The sequence below is a fragment of the Paenibacillus xylanilyticus genome (assembly GCF_013359935.1).
Classification (GTDB): Bacteria; Bacillota; Bacilli; order Paenibacillales; family Paenibacillaceae; genus Paenibacillus; species Paenibacillus xylanilyticus.
The window spans coordinates 164969-182242 of the sequence record NZ_JABMCB010000185.1 but is presented as its reverse complement, the minus strand read 5'-3'; the positions used below and the strand labels follow the sequence as shown (position 1 = coordinate 182242).

Sequence of the window (17274 nt, the reverse complement as noted above, 5' to 3'; positions counted from 1 at the left end):
GGTTTATGCTTCTATGTAAACAGGCAAAAAAATAGAGCACCCCCGCAGCAATTTTGGATCACTCTGCTGCACAACGCATGCTCTGTACTTGCATCCTCAACCATCCTACACGGAACCGAAAATATGAATGATGCATAATATATTCCCTCATCTTCCTTTCATTTAGTCCGAATTCACAGGAATTTCATTCCGATGAACTCTGAGTATCTTGCCTGATGAAGGTGAAACAACGTCCGGATCCGTGCCCAGACCGAAATAGAAATCTCCCTCATGCTCTTCAAATGATTTGGCATACGTATCCTGGTTAAACCGAAGAATTTCATGCCATGTGACCAGATCCGTTGTCTGATACACCCGGTTGATATACAAGTTTTTGTTTTGCAGCGTGTACGTGAGTACATATACTTTACCGTCCCGTAAAAGCAAGTCGGTTGGCAATGCCTTTGGATCTGGCAAAATCACGCGTCTTACCTGATTAATGGCTGTCATGACATTCAAGGATTTAGGGAGCAGCTGACCATCATTGAATACTCCGCCAGCGATATAAACTAACTTGTTATCGAAATTAACATTTTTCCCGATCTTATTATACGGAACTGTCCCCTGTTGATAGGTTAATCCTGGCAGCATTTTATTGCCATAAATGACCACATCTCTCTTTTCGAGATTGGCGTTAATCTCCAGAATGTTCGTTTTGTCATTCCAGATTTTATTGGCAGGATACATCATGCCTGAAGCATACAGCTTGCCCCCCAGCTCAAACAGCGTATAAGCCCTCAGCCCAAACGAATTAATGTTCGCATACTTCTTCCAGGTCACGCCCATATCATGGGAGATCAGCACTGTTGGCTTATCCTCTGTTCCAATGGCCGCAAACATTTTTCCCTGAAACAGGGCCAGATCGTAGACGTGTACACCGAGCGGAAGATTGCGATACTTTGTCCACACATCCCCGTCCAACCGATAGAAGTTACCGAGACTCCAATGCTCCCCGTCCGAATCATTCCCCGGAATATAGAGCTTGTCATCCAGTACTTTGTAGATATCGATCTGTTCCTCATCCACTACCATTTTGGTCGATGGAACAATGCCGGGGTTGCTGTTGCTAACTGCCTGTTTATTAAACGAAGAGGCTGCTGTATCGTAATAAACCACCGGGATGGGGCCCGAGTTGGGTGCTACCCCCATGTTGCTGCTGTTCCCATGACCCAAATAGATTTTACCTCTGTACAGCTGCATATCCCACACATTATTGGCGTATGGCGTTTTTGCAAAAGGTCGACCGAGCAGCTCCAATTTGGATGTCACATCAGCAGATGTGATCGGAGCATTAGATATGTTCGCCATCGCCCGTTCAACAGTGGGCTTTCGTGCGGTCGAGTCATTGTTTTTGGGCTTGGCACTCCCTGTAACCATCCAGCCAACACCTGCAACAATCGTCAAAATAACAGCTGCCCATTTCGTGTTATTATGCATGCCCGCTTCCTCCTTCAACGTTTATATTGAATGCCTTTTCAAAACAACGATACAAATCGTATCTTTTTATATTATGTAAAATGAAACAAGCATGCAACACATTCCGCCCGGTTCAACAAAAATAGACAGCTGCATCCGAAGATGAGCTGCCTACGCAGTTTATATCAAGCCAAATATACTATTTTCATTAAGTTAGAAGTTTCTGAATTCTATCTATTCAGCTTTGACCAGAATTTTCACCTGATTTTTCTCTTTCAGAAGTGCTTCAAATCCTTGATCGACCACTTCATCCAGCGAAATGCGTTTGGTAACCAGCTTGTCTGCCGGGAAAAATCCTTTATCCATCAGACTAATGACAGCCGGGAATACATCACGGTAACCGATAATACCATTCACTGTACGTTCTTTCATGACAATGGAGTTCGGCAAGATCGGTGCTGCCTGTTCGAAAATACTGACGATCATCAGCTCACCGCCAATACGTGTCGAGTCGATCGCTTGCTGCAGCACAGGTGGAACACCTGTTACCTCATAAGCTACGTTAACACCGCCTTGCGTGCGTCTGTGAATCTCTTCCACTACATTGTACTGGGTAGGATCAATGACGATGGCACCAAGCTCTTCGGCTTTTGCTTTGCGTTCCTCGGACAACTCCACTACATAAATATCGGAAGCACCCGATGCTTTCAACGCTTCAATGACCAGCAGACCGATAGGACCTGCACCAAATACAGCTGCAGTATCGCCCACTTTCAGCTTGCTTTGGCGGACAGCATGCAGAGCAACAGCAGAAGGCTCAACCAGGGCACCTTGCTCGTAAGAGATGGAATCAGGGATAGCATGAACCATGTACTCTTCAGCCGTTACATATTCGGAGAAACCTCCGCCTCCTCCAGCGAGACCAAGGAATCCCATCTGGTCGCACAGATTGTATTTTCCCTGTTTGCAGGCTTCGCAATGTCCACATGCATAGATAGGTTCTACGACAACACGATCTCCTGCTTGAAAACGGGTAACGCCTTCACCCACTTCAACCACTTGCCCCGAGAACTCATGCCCCATTACCACAGGTGCTTGTTCGCCTGTTAGCGGATGTGGTGCTTGAGCCGGAATGAAAATGGGTCCTGCTGTGTATTCATGCAGGTCACTACCGCAAATTCCGCACCACTCCACTTTTATTTTAACCTTTCCCTCTGCAGGGCGGGGTTCATCAATATTTTCGAGACGCAAATCTTTAACACCATGCCAACGTAATGCTTTCATTCATTTCATCTCCCAGATCATAGGTTTGAATATAACCGGAAACGTTTCCGTAGTTAAATATGTCACAGTTTAGATAGTCTGTCAAACACATTTTCCCATAAATAAGTCGAAATCATGAATTTTATGGGTAAACATGCTAGCATGAAAAATACTCAACTACTGGCTTTTTCCAAGGGAATAGCGTGATTAAGAGCTGTTTTCTTTGGGAGAACTTTACACAGCTCCACCATTTTGAACGAAAGGTTAGGGCATTTGGTTTATCTGAAGTGTTATAATCAGAATATAGACATGAACACAACATGAAATTAACATATATTCGGAATCGTTTCCGATAAAGTGAGGTCAACCAAACGTGAGTAAGGATCAAAAGGTTACAATCAAGGACGTGGCAGAGTTTGCGGGGGTGGGCATTGCAACCGTCTCTAGGGCAATTAACAATTCCGAAGGAATCAGCAGCAAAACAAGGGACAAGGTCATGCAAGCCATTGAAGAGCTTGGTTTTGTCCCCAACACGTCCGCACAAAGTCTCAAAATTCGCCAGACACACCAGATTGCCCTGGTCGTACCGGATATACGCAATGCCATCATTCCAGAGATCTCCTGGTCTGTCGAGCAAACGGCAAAACAGCACGGGTACCATGTGGTACAGATTAATACGGCGGGTAATGCCCGCACGGAGCTGGAAACGATTCGTAATATCAAAAAGCTGCATGTGGACGGGCTTGTATTCATGCCACTTGCCTATCCCAAAACGCTGCCCGGATTAATCGATAAGGCCCCACTCCCGATCTCCATGATTAATTATGGCAAAAAGCTTGAACCCGGTATGAAGGCAGATATCGTCTCGTTGTCTCAACCTGAGGGAAAACTGGTGATGGAACATTTGATTAAGATCGGGCGTACACGAATTGCCTATGCCGGAGCTCCCAAAGACATTATTGAGGAGCGTTACCGCGCATATGAACAGGCCTTACCCCATGTCGATATCTCGCTTGTTTACTTTGGAGAAGATTTCTCCCTGAATACCGGAGCCAATGCAGCGGATTATTTCCACGGACTGACACATATGCCGGATGCGGTATATGCAATCAATGACATGGTAGCCATAGGATTGGTTAACCGCTTCAAAGAACTTGGTGTACGTGTACCCGAAGATGTCGCAGTCGTTGGAGTGGATAACAACCAATGGACTACCGTCTCGTCCCCCCAGATCAGCTCGGTCTCCATTATGGGAGAAGAAGTCGCCAGACTTGCGACTGAACTGCTGCTCAAACGCATACGCGAAATGAGTTCTACCGACTACGAGCATATTCAGTTCGAACCCAGACTTATTGTACGGGAATCCAGTGTCGCCATGATTCGTTCCTCGTCTCGAGGGCACAGCATGTAATCGTAAGTACGAACCAACGCAAACAAACAAGGTGTCCTTGCCGCCGCTAATCACGGCTCGATGTTCACCTTGTTTGTTATGTGTATTGCTTCAATTGGAACAGTCCGGGCCTCTGGATGGCTCGTCATTGCTCGTCATTGCTCGTTATTGCTTCGCTCCCAGCTGCCTGATCGGGCTTCCTTTCAGAAACATATCGATGTTCTCTACCGTATGACTGAAATATATCTCGTAATTTCCTTGGGTCACATAACCCAAATGGGGTGTAGCCAGTACGTTGGGTAAGGTCCGCATCACATGATTTACCGGAAGAGGTTCTTGCTCGTAAACATCAAGCCCTGCGCCGGCAATCAGCCCGCTTTGCAAAGCTTCCACCATGGCTCCCTGATCCACAATGCCCGCACGGGACGTATTAATCAGCAGCGCAGTTCTTTTCATCCGCTGGAATTCGGCTTGTCCAATCAGATGACGAGTGCGTTCACTTAGCACCAAATGAATGGAAACGATATCACTTTGCTCCAGCAGCTCTTCCTTCGTTTCACACCAGATTACGCCGTGCTCTCCGGCTTGTCCTGGCGTCAGATTCTGACTCCAGGCCATGACGTTCATACCAAATGCTTTGGCAATTCCGGCCATTCGAGTACCTATTTTCCCCAAACCCAGGAGTCCAAGTGTCTTCCCGTGCAAGTCCATGCCGATGGTGCTCTGCCAGTTGCGATTGGATTTCAGGGCATTATTTTCTGTTACCAGCTGTCTGGATAATCCCAAAATAAGTGCCCAAGTCAGTTCGGTCGGTGGATTAGAACTGCCCTCTGTTCCGCATACAATGACTCCTTGTCGTTCCGCAGTCATCAGATCAATCGATGCATTTCGCATCCCGGTTGTAATCAGCAGCTTCAGATTGGGAAGCCCGGATATGACCGATTCGGGAAATGGAGTACGCTCACGCATTAGAACAATAATGTCATAATTTTGCAGCTCCTGAATCACCTTTTCTTCCGATCCCATGTAGTTATTGAAGGTTTGAACCTCCACCCGATCCAGGATTGGCATCCAATCAGCCGACGACAGGGCAACATTCTGATAATCATCCAATATGGCACAACGCAGCTTTGTCTGCATTCTGTAACCCTCCTCCTCCAATATACGGTATATCCTGCACCTACCTGTATTGTATCAACTCGATGCCGGTCTGCCCAATGTCCTCAGACATAAAAAAGAGCCGGAAATGAGGTTCCGCCTCTACATTTATATCAAAATCTTAAAAAGAAGTGCCGTAATAATAACGGCAACCATGACCTTGGCCAACCCGCGAACTTTGTTAACAAACTGATCCAGCTGTGCATGATCATTGGTAAAAAGAGAGGCTGCTATAGCCGTTGGAGCTAAAATTCCAAATAGAATAAGACTGTACATTACAATACTTACTTTACCTATAGTTGTTATCGATACACCTATGACATAAAAGACGATAAGATATATTCGCCAATAAGCTGGCGCCATGCTATTCCCCCTTATGTTTGATGTTACTACATTTACGTTTCACTATACATATTGTCTCATTCATCTATATTTTCCTATCGCATAACAATGCGGAAGCATATACAACTGAAGCAAGGCAGAGAACGGTCCGCATGAAACCATCCCCCCAATCTCTCGATTGGCTTGATCATAATGTTTCTCACCCAAGCTGAGATATCGCAGCCTCAATACTTTGCTCGACAAATGAGCGATCCGGACCTGATTTCATTAACACCGTCAATCCGATCATGGAAATCACCAAAGACTTGGCGACAGCACTCGCATTCAAGTTACCAGACAGTTCTCCGGATCGCTGCCCCCGTTCGATCGTCTCCTGAAAAATTACAGCCAGATACATCTGATGCTCTCTTGTCAGGACGGCGAATTTAGAATCGTGAGGAGCCAATTCGACCATCGTATTGATGCAAAAACAACCATGACGCGGATCGGTCACATCCCCTTCTGCCCCGATATGCTCAAACAGCGCATGAAAAGCTTGTTTTACTGAGCTCTCACGTTGAAGTCTTGATCGGATCTGAGCTGCATGCAGTGTGGTATACCTGCGCAGCACCGTCTCAAACAACGCCTTCTTGTCGCCGAAGGCGGCATACAAGCTGGGGCGTTGAATGCCCATACTTGTGGTCAAGTCCGTCAATGATGTAGCTTCGAATCCTTTATCCCAAAACATGTGCATCGCTGCATCAAGCGCTTTGTCGGTATCAAATTCCCGTTGTCTCACCATAACTTTTCTCCTTTTATATACCAATCAATATACTATATCCTAGCTTCCACCCATATCGATGTCAAATCTAAAAGCCCATACGCATCATCGTAATACCTTAATACTATTATACTTTAAAATTTGTTGTTGACATTCCACCCAAGCTTAAAGTATGTTTTTCCAGACTCATATTATACCGATCGGTACATTATAGACATAAAAAATTCTCAATCAGGAAGGTGACTCACATGAACACTCTCATTCCACAGACAGATCTATCTTCTAAAGCACATCCCGGTATGTCACTGCTTGCAGCGGTTCTCTTCGCCCTATGCAGCGGACTTGCCGTAGCCAACATTTATTATGCTCAGCCACTCCTTGATACTATCGCCGGGGAGTTCCATATCTCCCATTCCCAAATCGGCATGATCATCACAGTAACTCAAATCTGTTACGCCCTTGGACTGTTATTGCTCGTTCCTCTAGGCGATCTGATTAACCGCCGGAAACTGATCATTGTCCAAATGTTCTTCTCTGTACTTGCCCTGCTCGTGGTAGGCACCACATCATCCAGCTCCATCCTGTTCATGGGCATGGCAATCGTCGGTTTGTTGGCTGTTAATACCCAATCCCTGGTTGCATTTGCTGCAGCACTCGCCTCCCCTTCGGAACGGGGACGTATCGTGGGGCTTGTTACCAGCGGAATCGTGATCGGCATCTTGCTGGCCCGAACCGTAGCAGGCACCATGAACGATTGGATCGGGTGGAGATCTGTTTACCTCTTCTCCGCAGTACTAACGCTGCTTGGAATGGTCGCCTTGTTCCTTCTTTTACCGAAGCATGAACCGCAAAGAAGAACGAAATTAAATTATGTACAGTTGCTCATTTCGGTATTCCAACTCTATCGGGAGCTGCCTATACTTCGAGTCCGCGGGGTGCTGGCCATATTGATATTTTCGGCTTTTAGCATATTATGGACATCCATGGTACTCCCGCTCAGCGCACCCCCACTCTCTTTGTCACATACAGCAATTGGCGCTTTTGGGCTAGCAGGTGCCGCTGGCGCACTGGCAGCTGCTCGTGCCGGGAAGCTGGCTGATCGGGGACTCGGGCAAAAAACGACCGGCTTCTCTCTCATGCTTCTCCTATTGTCCTGGCTGCCGATCGGATACGTTCATCACTCGCTGTGGTTTCTGATCGCTGGCGTTATTCTTCTTGACCTCGCTGTGCAAGCAGTCCACGTCACCAATCAAAGCCTGATCTATAACGTTCGCCCTGAAGCACAGAGCCGCCTCACCGCTGCCTACATGATTTTTTACTCTATTGGCAGTGCAGCCGGGTCCATCGCCTCAACCCTGATGTATGCATGGGCCGGATGGACTGGCGTGTGCTGGTTAGGTGCAGGGGTGAGTGCAGCCGCATTCCTATTCTGGGCAATCGACAGTTACCGGCAGCGGGAAGTACTCCAATGTACATCCGTTCAGCCAGATAACGGAGACTGAATGATTAGTCCAACTTATTCCAGACAACGATGAACAACGTTGCAAGCGGACCACACAAGAGGGAAATCAGAAACCAGTTAAGCCCACTTCTGTTTTTCCCCTGAGCAAGTCCCGCATTAATTAATGCAAGGGTACCCCAACCAACAAAATATTCATTTTCCATCGCTTATCATTCCTTATTCTGTAAATATTTTCAGTCCGCTTCTATCGTTCAAGCAGGGCTTTAAGCTTTGTGTTGCGGCTGAGGAGAAAAGCGTACATATATCTCTTTAATATAAGTCGCTCGGCTGCCCAGCCCAATACACCGAGTGGTGCTTCAAATTTCAGTGTGTCTCTCATACAAGTGGTTTTCTCATCGAGTTTGCGGAAGTGATGTTCATGGCGCATGCTTCGGAATGCCCCTTTTACCATCTGATCCACAAAAACATGTGGACGTTCGTAATGTACAATCCGGGAAGTCAGCTTCTGACGGATACCAAAATGGATTGCTTGAAACGTCACGGTGTCCCCAGCGCCTGTTTTTCCAGACGTTACGCCTGATACAGCCCGTTCTCTTGTATGCTTCCATACCGTCTGGGTATGAACATCAATGTCCCGGGCATAATCAAAACATTTTTCGATCGGGGCATGTATCGTCATTTCGGTTACGACTTCAATCAAGGTGTATCGCTCCTATATGGAAAATGAGATCTGTGCCCCAGTATACGCCTGCTCTGCAGGGAGAACAATGCACTTTAGGAAATTCATCAAAAAACGGGTCCCCTGACATGTGCAGGAGACCCGTTGTAAATTTAAACGTATTCAAACTTAGATAATCAGCTCATTGATTGCGATACTTCTTTCTTTGGACAAGTCACGATACTGCTCGGACTCGACCTTAACAAGTGGTTTGAAGATATCCGACGTATTATTCATGATGATTACGCCTTTCTCACCATTGCTCAGAAGCACTTGTTTACCAATAAAATTCGGAAGAAGATGCTGCATCAGCGCCTGGACTGGCTTTTCATTCAACTTGCCGAATCCCATCCCATAGATGTCACGCAGATTGTTGATGAGGTTCGGATTGCTGCCGCCGTGACTGCCGGATCTCATTCCGATGTACACATCAGCCACTGACACGATCTGCGTGTAAGGATGAATTTCTTTTTTATCAATTTGCATCGGATAACCGGAGCCGTCTTCACGTTCATGGTGCTGAAGCGCTACGAGTGCCGTGGCTTCATCCGTCATGGAACTCTTGATAATATCATGCCCGTATATGGTGTGGCGCTGCAATTCCAGCTGTTCATCCGCTGTTAATGGTTCCATCTTGTTCCGAATCCGATGGGACACTCTGCATTTGCCAATATCATGCAGATAGCCGCCGCGGCTGATCTGGTAGCTTTCTTTTTGAGAATAACCGAGCCAGCTGGCAATATAGAAGGACAACAATCCAACCTGAATGGAATGCGTGTAGTTATTCACATCATCCCGTTCCAGCATCATCAGGAGATGCACGACATCCTTTTGCTCATCCAGTCCATCCACCATTGGCTGCAGCGCATCATCAACCATGGTTGCGTTAAATTTGCCCACTGTGAGTGCTTCCAGAAAGGCATTTTGGTAATTATGTACAGTCTGTGTAAATTGAGATTTCATTTCTTCTTCGGGTGGTTCTTCCTTCGTGCTTGAACCGGATGCAAATTTTGCCGCCGCGGCAAAAAATTCGGCTTCCGTGATCTCTTCCTCACGTGATTCAATATCTACATAATCCACACGGTGCTGCATCAGCAAGGAAATATCCTCACTTTTAATTACAGTCCCTTTTCCGAGAATGTGTAATCCCGCATCGCTAAACGTATCCGCAGTCAGACGGTCTCCGTCTTGCAGGTTCATAATATGGATTCTCAATCGGTATTCCCCCTGAACAATTCATTATAGTAACAGTACCCGATGGTTTGGGTCCCAAAAATACCTTTACTTCTTTATATCGAACTGTTTCTTGTTTTTATACATAGTTCTAATGACCTTAATCACAAAAGGAAATACGAACGAATAAGACTTTATCCTCATTGAGACGACTAAAATAATCCCGGTTTAGGAGAATAAGGAACATCAGATGTTATGTTTCACCGAGGGTTGAAAATTTAAAAAGCCCAAACTTAGCGTTTGGGCTCCTCAAATGCAGCTAAATTTTGACCGATGCCAGACTGGCACCCTTTACAAATAGGCGTTCAATGCTTTTTTCCACCGAAGGATCCGGGATCAGCGGCGGCGCCTGATGCGGCTTCACGCGGGCATCAATGATGATCTGGTCACAACCCCAGTGCTTATGCGTGTAGCTGCTGTTTACCCCATACATGTCATGGGATGGATTGCTTCGAGTAAATGTAGCCCATAAGAAATTGCTGAGGTTCGCACTCAGGAAAGAACTATCATCGCAAAGGATGATCATTGGGCAGGAGTCAAGCCCCCCTTGTTCCTTCAGCATATCCGTAAATTGCTCCATCTCACGTGCCGTTTCTTCATAACTCGTGAAAGCTGTTGTTTGCATCGAGACAATCCCTGGCATAATCAGCTGCGGATTCGAATACCCACGAACGTTTTTCAAGGCATCTGGCACTTCCGTACACAACTCCCGAAGCTTCTCACCATAGGCTGCAAAAACCACCTTACTGCCGGTATTCAATCCGGTTCCCGAGTAATCCAGCGTATCGATTGTTGTATTCGTATGAAAATGGATATCACGCTGCAGATTCATGCGCTCCAGAATATAGGTCAGGAATTCCACTTCGCGGTGGGTGTCCAGCGGCTGCTGATCTTCAGCTGTAATAAACAAATACTTCGCCAGACTGAGCTGCCCCGTACCCAGAATGCGATTGGCAATCGTCAGCAATTCCGTTGGCTGCTTCACGGTCTGATAAGGCGTGTAACGCTCACTTCCGATCGCAAACAACAGGGGATGCACCCCTGCAGCATCTACGGCGTGTACTTCTTTGACACCAGGAATTTCCTGTTTGATGGCATCGCCCGTAATTTCATGAATCAGGTCACCAAAAGCCGTATCCTCCTGCGGAGGACGACCCACGACAGTAAACGGCCAGATCGCATTGGGCTTCGCATACACTTTGTGCACTCTCATCAGCGGGAATTCATGTGTCAAGCTATAATAGCCCAGGTGATCGCCAAACGGCCCTTCCGGTTTCGTTTCACCTGGATAAATATCTCCGGTAATGACAAAATCGGCATCATTGCTGATGCAGTATCCATCCTTATAACTATAGCGAAAACGTCGTCCGGCGAGCAGACCGGCGAAGGTCAATTCGCTGAGTCCCTCTGGCAATGGCATAACCGCAGACAGTGTATGAGCCGGAGGCCCGCCGATAAAGATGCTGACTTTCAGCGGCTCACCTTTTTTGACAGCCTTAGCCTGATGAATACCAATCCCGCGATGTATCTGATAGTGCAAACCAATTTCATCGTTCATGGCATAATCATTGCCGCTCAGCTGGACACGGTACATGCCCAGATTGGAGTTCATGATCCCCGGCTTATCCGGGTCTTCCGAATAAACCTGCGGCAGCGTTACAAAGGCTCCCCCATCCATAGGCCAATGTTTGATCAGCGGCAGATCCGAGATTTGAATTTCCTGAGCAGATACGGGCAGACTGATCGACTTCTGTTTGGGAAGCGCCTGCCAGGCCGCAAGCCCTGTGCTGATGTGCTGCAGAGGCGTTTTGAGCGCCTTCATCGGATCATCCCTCACGGCCATGACGCGCTGCACGCCTTCAAGGGTGTTTCGGAACATGAATTTACAGCGTTCCAGTGTACCAAACAGATTGGATACCGCCTGAAACTTTGAACCTTTCACATTTTCAAACAGCAGCGCCGGGCCTTTCGCCTCGTGCACTCTCATATGGATCGCTGCCATTTCGAGATCTGGGTCCACTTCTTCTTTTACCCTAATCAAATGTCCATGCTGCTCCAGATCGTTAATGCAATCTTCCATATTGCGATATTTCATGGGACGGCTCCATTCTTTTTATATAATAAATAAATTGTTTATATCAGTAGTTTGCAATATTCGATTCACTCGCTCCAGGCAAAGTATATAGAGGAAAAAAACATTTCGATCTATATATTGAGATTGGAAGCCGTTTATTGGATTTAAACACAATACTTATGTTCAGATATTCACATGGACGTGCAGAACAAGTAAGCAGGACCAAACCTCAATTCCATGCCCTATTCTACTTTCTTCATCATTGATCCATTTTCACGTCTCTACTATTTTATCAAATGATCTGCTGGTAAACAAAATATTATATAAAAATCTCTCTTAATATGAGATAGAAGAATGGAAAGCCAGGCTGCTAATCGTCTTAATCATACAAAAAAAGCAGCTTAGAACCTGGGTTCCAAGCTGCTTTCAGTCTTAATTTTTGCAAAACCTACTAAATGCCCTCTACAATGCGTTTCGCTCTAACCTTCACCTGACGGTAAAGTTCGTCTTCATCCACTGTCAACAGTTTCCTGCCTTTCATCAGTACCTGTCCATTCACTATCGTTGTGTCTACGTCCGCACCATTTACGCTGTATGCCAGTAACGATTCCACCTCATGTACAGGCTGAAGATGCGGTTTCTTCAGATCAATCAGAATCAGATCCGCCTTGCGCCCTGCTTCCAGCATACCCACATCATCCTGAAGGTTAAGCAGACCCGCACTGCCACGAGTTGCCATCTGAAGAACCTGCCTTGCCGGCAATCGAGTTGGATCCCCGTAATCCAGTTTTTGCAGCCATGTCGCAGACTTGATCTCTTCGAACATATCCACTGTCGTGGCACTTCCGGCCCCGTCTGTTCCGAGTCCTATATTTATCCCCTGTGCCATCATGTCCATGATGGGAGCAATCCCGCAACCCAGCTTCAGATTGCTGACCGGATTGTGGGCTACGCCTCCACGCATGCCCTTCAGTCTCCCTATATCCCTGCGATTGAGGTGAACGCCATGGGCCAGCAGCACATGAGCCCTCTCGAACATGCCAGCTTCCTCCAGATACTCCGTTGGTGTCATGCCATATCGTTCTCGAATCTTCACGGTCTCTTCCTTGGTCTCAGCCAGATGGATATGAAGAGGAATATCCGCTTGCTCAGCCATGCTGATGACTTCCCGCAACGGCTCTACAGGACAGGTATATGGCGAGTGAGGGCCGTACATCGTTGTAATCCGTCCATCTGCCTTGCCTGACCAACGCTGAACGAGATCGATCGCTTCCTGCATCCTGCGGCCACCATCATCCTCCATAAACACCATTCCACGTGTAAGTGATGCCCGGATGCCTGTTTTGGTTACTGCTTCGGCAATTTCATTCATGTGAATGTACATATCTGCGTAAGTTGTGGTTCCGGAACGGATCATCTCGGCTATGGATAGTTGAGCTCCCCAGTAGATGTCTTCAGGCGTCATGCTTGCTTCGGCAGGCAGCATTTTGCGGTCAAGCCAGTCCATTAACTTCAGGTCATCGGAGAATCCGCGAAGCAAACTCATCGGTGAATGCTGATGGGCATTAATCAGGCCAGGCATGGCAAGCATGTTTTTCCCATCTATAATGTCGTCTCCCGGCTTGCTAAGAAGTTGACCCGCAATCTCGGTAATCCGATCTCCTTCAATACGTATATCCCCCGTGAAGGGGGCTTCTCCGTCTTTCATCGTTAAGATCAACACGTGCTGAATCAAAATGCCCATTTGTTTCACAGCTCCTCTGGATTGAATTGAATAGCTCAGATCCAAAGGATATGCCTTCACGTAACGGAAAGGTCAAGTCATGACCAATTCTGAATGGTCATTTTTCGATAACTTTGAATGAATGGCTTGGGATCAATTTTTACCATGTAAGGATATACTCCTGTGCTCGTATGGAGGTAAAAGAAGCCACCTTCATTCCCTATTCTTCGAAAGGACATGTCGAACACATCCTTAATACTGAACTCGCGATACTTCGTTACAATTTTATCCGAGTACAGGATCATCGATCGTTCATTCAACTTTATCTCTTGTGCGAGACCCGTCACTTCTCTCTGTACTTTATAATAGGGCAATACAGCAATATAGGTCATGGTCTCCCTCCGTCCTTGTCATGATTCTGGTTCCATCATAGCAGATTGGAGAGGAGAGCCAAAATAAACGGCCTGAATTTACGCCCAGCCTTTACTTCAGCATTTTACATCATTCGATTCCACTCGCTCCGGGTACAATATATAGACGAATAGAACCATTTCGAACTTCTGTCCGGTACATTCGCTCGGCTATCGCTGCAGCTGCTGCTGCTGTCGCGTCGGCTAACAGATGATCCTGCTGTTTGACGGATATGATTCATCTTGATTCAATTATTCTAAAATGGGGCTCGATTCATGTGGCAAAAAAAGAAGCGTAATCCATATGGATCACGCTTCTTTCTTTTGGACTATTCATTTATCAGCTCGGGCTTACTGTTCTTGTTTTGTGTATGTTGGCGTTCCGCAACTAGGATTTCGCAGGTTTGGTTCCTTTGGCAGATTTGATCTTCTTCTCCTGTAAGATTACAGGCTCATGAGGATGCTCCACCGGATACAATTTGCGGAACAGCAGCGTCTGCAGGACAAGGAATGATCCACCAACCGTCCAATAGAGCGGCATGGCTGCAGGTGCTGACAGGGAGAAAAAGGCCATCATCAGCGGAGAAATGTACCCCATGATGGCAAACTGTTTTCGCTGTTCAGGTGCCATATTGGCTTGGGAAACTTTGGCCTGAATCAGGTAGATGATCGCTACTACAACAGCTAGTACATAATCGGGTGCTCCCAGTTTGAACCACAAAAAAGAATGAGAAGACAATTCAGGCGTGAGACGAATAGCGGTGTATATGCCTGATAGAATGGGCAACTGAATCAGGAGCGGCAAGCAGCCTATGTTCAGTGGATTAAAGTTATGCTTTTTGTACAGTTCCATCGTCTCTTGGGAGAGCTTCTGACGATCCGCTGCATCATTCTTGCCCTCATACTTTTTCTTGAGTGCATCCATCTCGGGCTTCATCGCATTCATGATCACCCGCGTGCCTTGCTGGGATTTCGCCTGCCGCATCATTAAAGGCAGCAGTGCAAGCCGTATGACCAAAGTGATTACGATAATTGAAACTCCGTAGCTGCCACCAAAGATGGTTGCAATGTGCTGAATCAGATAAGACAGCGGGAATACAATATAGTGATTGAAAAATCCCGGTGTTGAAGCGTTAATCTCCGATACATTATTGCTGCATCCGGCCAAAAGCATAACTGCAAACAAAATTGCAATCAGCCCATAGATCCGTCCCTTGCCAGATGTAAAAGTGAATCCCTTGCTTGTCTTATGTTCCATATATATCCTCCTCGTTGATTAGGTTCTACTGCGTTCAACGAGGTCTTACAGTCCGGCTCATCTTCATCCGGTGCTTCTCTACGTCTGATCATCCTGGTCAAATCTTCAGGTCTATGCTGCCCATCCAGGGTCAACGCAGGGAGTCCGGGTTCAACGCCGTCTGCCCCTCCGCCTTCCATCCAGTACTCTGTCAACCCACAGTGCAGATGGGCAATATAGGCATAGCTTACGGTGAAAATAAGCCCAATTGAGAATATATAAGGCAATAACTCCTGAAGTTCAAACAAGGGATTCACCCCCTTTATAGGTTCATTTTTATATTATAACACTTACATATGGATTTTGCATAAATTCATGGCTCAAAAGTCCTGAAAACAAACTACTCTGTTCTCCATTTGGACAATACCTTTGCTGCGCTATTTCTTGCCACGTTAAAAGAAGGCCAGGAACTGCTGTTTTCACCCTTATTCATATAGGCTTCACGTTCCAATAAATGATCCTTCAGATTTGGAAACTCCTCGTCAGCAAACTCCCGTAACAGCGGAACCGCATCTGCTGACAAATTCGCAAGGTAAGCAGCATCAATGTTGCCTGTGTCATGATAACGTTTGATGTTCAGCTCCGCAATTCGGTTGTCCATGCCCACATAATTGACCGCTACGTAGGCTGTAAGCGCCAGCACAATGTACCAACGAATCAACGGAATGGATGTGTATCGGATGCGCAGACCTGCTATGAACAGCAGCAGTGCCATAAAGATCATGAACGCATGCACCAGGAATCGAATGTACGTGTACCCGTAGGCCTGTTCGTATAGATTAAGACGCATGAACGCAGAGTACAGCATGATGGCAGAGCATCCTACCAGAACAAGCAGCAGCACCTGGTGGGTAATCGAAGCTGTTCTTCCACTCGGCCTTGTATATTGAAGTGCTACAATCAGAATGAAAAAGTTAATCCCAGTGACCAGCACCAGCTCGGCAAAACCACTTCGGGCATATTCTGCGTAAGACAGATCTGGGGGAAGATGCCCATTCCCCGCTCCAAAGAGGTAGGAAAACTGAACAAAGACAAACAGTACATACACACAGTTAATGACGAACAGCATGGTGCCAACAATGATGGGATCGAGCTTCACCGGCTCACTGCCGGTTCGGATCGAATGAGCATCGGTTTTTACGTTACTCGATACGAGCGTTTCAGTTGCAGGAGTCGCTTGGCTTGCATTTACGCTTTCGACCACTTGAATCGCATTAGGAGAAGACACCGTACCACTTTTCCAGTGGGCATTCTCTCTCTTCTCGGCTTCATATTGCATGGGCTGAACAAATCCCCACACATAGCTGAACAGCAAAACGCCTGCGATGATGACCCATATGATTCTCGGTAAGCCAGGAGTGAGCGTCAAATGATTCAACCATTCCGGAAAACCAGACAAATATTGATTGAACACGCCATCCGCTGACGTCAGCAATGCGAGCACTACAATCAGGATCGGAATGGATGCGGCCAGACCAATAAATACTTTGACCATGACTGCTTTCTGAGACTTCCCCATTCCGCGTCCCCCAGCTTTCACTGCAATGGCAGCGATGGTTCCCCAGTGACGAATCGTTTGTGGCACCAGATGATCCAGGGATGTACCGATTAGTCGGATGTCCCACCAGTGCCTTTGTTTGCGGCCAGCCAAATAAGTCATATGTAATATCACTAAACCGGGTACGACCAGAAAATTGAGAACTTTCAGCAGTACATTATCAAATAGGACAAATGTTAGTGACAACATCAGTACAACTGCAGCCATAAATGCATCAATGAAGGTCAATGCCCGTAAACGATCCCTTGCAAACACAAACATAAATCCATAGAAAAGGACCACAAACAACGGATAAGATACACCCGGCTCTTCTCCATAGAACAAATACTGATGAATGACAGCCAGCAGCAAGGCAGACAACAGCGTAATTAAAGCACGATTCGGCGAAGCCAGTATTTTCTCAATCATGGGAAAAACCTCCATTTACTTTC

The 17274-nt window shown here is 46.6% G+C and carries 16 protein-coding genes; 2 read left to right on the top strand and 14 right to left on the bottom strand.

Translation table 11 applies throughout. The annotated features are described in order from the left end of the window. Positions 1 to 162: 162 nt before the first annotated feature. Positions 163 to 1476 carry a hypothetical protein gene (locus tag HP552_RS15415; RefSeq protein WP_175396304.1) on the bottom strand — a complete coding sequence of 438 codons (1314 nt, stop codon included), beginning with the start codon at positions 1474 to 1476 and terminating at the stop codon, positions 163 to 165. A 213-nt stretch (positions 1477 to 1689) separates the two neighbouring features. After that, positions 1690 to 2739, bottom strand: coding sequence for a 2,3-butanediol dehydrogenase (locus HP552_RS15410; protein WP_175396303.1), 1050 nt, complete (start codon positions 2737 to 2739; stop codon positions 1690 to 1692). 352 nt (positions 2740 to 3091) lie between these two features. On the opposite strand from HP552_RS15410, the gene HP552_RS15405 reads away from it, so the two are divergent. Then, the gene (locus HP552_RS15405; RefSeq protein ID WP_175396302.1) at positions 3092 to 4129 is read left to right on the top strand and encodes a LacI family DNA-binding transcriptional regulator; all 1038 of its coding nucleotides are present in this window, start codon (positions 3092 to 3094) and stop codon (positions 4127 to 4129) included. A 144-nt stretch (positions 4130 to 4273) separates the two neighbouring features. Here the strand turns inward: HP552_RS15405 and HP552_RS15400 are convergent, their stop codons facing one another. The 3 genes from HP552_RS15400 to HP552_RS15390 all read right to left on the bottom strand — a co-directional run bounded on the left by HP552_RS15400 (position 4274) and on the right by HP552_RS15390 (position 6389). Then, positions 4274 to 5248, bottom strand: a complete 975-nt coding sequence (locus tag HP552_RS15400; protein ID WP_175396301.1) for a D-2-hydroxyacid dehydrogenase family protein — start codon at positions 5246 to 5248, stop codon at positions 4274 to 4276. A gap of 126 nt (positions 5249 to 5374) precedes the next feature. Next, the gene (locus HP552_RS15395) at positions 5375 to 5629 is read right to left on the bottom strand and encodes a hypothetical protein (RefSeq protein ID WP_175396300.1); all 255 of its coding nucleotides are present in this window, start codon (positions 5627 to 5629) and stop codon (positions 5375 to 5377) included. A 178-nt stretch (positions 5630 to 5807) separates the two neighbouring features. After that, the gene (locus tag HP552_RS15390; protein WP_175396299.1) at positions 5808 to 6389 is read right to left on the bottom strand and encodes a TetR/AcrR family transcriptional regulator; all 582 of its coding nucleotides are present in this window, start codon (positions 6387 to 6389) and stop codon (positions 5808 to 5810) included. Positions 6390 to 6616: 227 nt separating this feature from the next. On the opposite strand from HP552_RS15390, the gene HP552_RS15385 reads away from it, so the two are divergent. Next, positions 6617 to 7870, top strand: a complete 1254-nt coding sequence (locus HP552_RS15385) for an MFS transporter (protein ID WP_175396298.1) — start codon at positions 6617 to 6619, stop codon at positions 7868 to 7870. Positions 7871 to 7874: 4 nt separating this feature from the next. Here the strand turns inward: HP552_RS15385 and HP552_RS15380 are convergent, their stop codons facing one another. From HP552_RS15380 to HP552_RS15340, 9 genes are all read right to left on the bottom strand, one after another. Continuing rightward, positions 7875 to 8033 (bottom strand): hypothetical protein, encoded by a 159-nt coding sequence (locus HP552_RS15380; protein WP_175396297.1) that lies wholly within the window; start codon positions 8031 to 8033, stop codon positions 7875 to 7877. 41 nt (positions 8034 to 8074) lie between these two features. Next, complete coding sequence (locus HP552_RS15375) at positions 8075 to 8530, bottom strand: SRPBCC family protein (RefSeq protein WP_175396296.1); 456 nt, start codon at positions 8528 to 8530, stop codon at positions 8075 to 8077. Positions 8531 to 8677: 147 nt separating this feature from the next. Next, positions 8678 to 9763 carry an HD-GYP domain-containing protein gene (locus tag HP552_RS15370; RefSeq protein ID WP_175396295.1) on the bottom strand — a complete coding sequence of 362 codons (1086 nt, stop codon included), beginning with the start codon at positions 9761 to 9763 and terminating at the stop codon, positions 8678 to 8680. A gap of 277 nt (positions 9764 to 10040) precedes the next feature. Further along, entirely contained in the window at positions 10041 to 11876 is a 1836-nt protein-coding gene (locus tag HP552_RS15365; RefSeq protein WP_175396294.1) for a UbiD family decarboxylase, read from the bottom strand. 430 nt (positions 11877 to 12306) lie between these two features. Further along, positions 12307 to 13599, bottom strand: coding sequence for an amidohydrolase (locus HP552_RS15360; RefSeq protein WP_175396293.1), 1293 nt, complete (start codon positions 13597 to 13599; stop codon positions 12307 to 12309). A gap of 77 nt (positions 13600 to 13676) precedes the next feature. Next, complete coding sequence (locus HP552_RS15355; RefSeq protein WP_175396292.1) at positions 13677 to 13970, bottom strand: hypothetical protein; 294 nt, start codon at positions 13968 to 13970, stop codon at positions 13677 to 13679. Between the two features lie 406 nt (positions 13971 to 14376). Next, positions 14377 to 15246 carry a membrane protein insertase YidC gene (gene yidC / locus HP552_RS15350; RefSeq protein ID WP_175396291.1) on the bottom strand — a complete coding sequence of 290 codons (870 nt, stop codon included), beginning with the start codon at positions 15244 to 15246 and terminating at the stop codon, positions 14377 to 14379. Next, complete coding sequence (locus HP552_RS15345; protein ID WP_175396290.1) at positions 15183 to 15533, bottom strand: hypothetical protein; 351 nt, start codon at positions 15531 to 15533, stop codon at positions 15183 to 15185. Before HP552_RS15345 ends, yidC begins: the two co-directional genes overlap by 64 nt. Before the next feature lie 92 nt (positions 15534 to 15625). Further along, positions 15626 to 17251 carry a DUF4153 domain-containing protein gene (locus HP552_RS15340; protein WP_175396289.1) on the bottom strand — a complete coding sequence of 542 codons (1626 nt, stop codon included), beginning with the start codon at positions 17249 to 17251 and terminating at the stop codon, positions 15626 to 15628. Between the last annotated feature and the right edge of the window lie 23 nt (positions 17252 to 17274).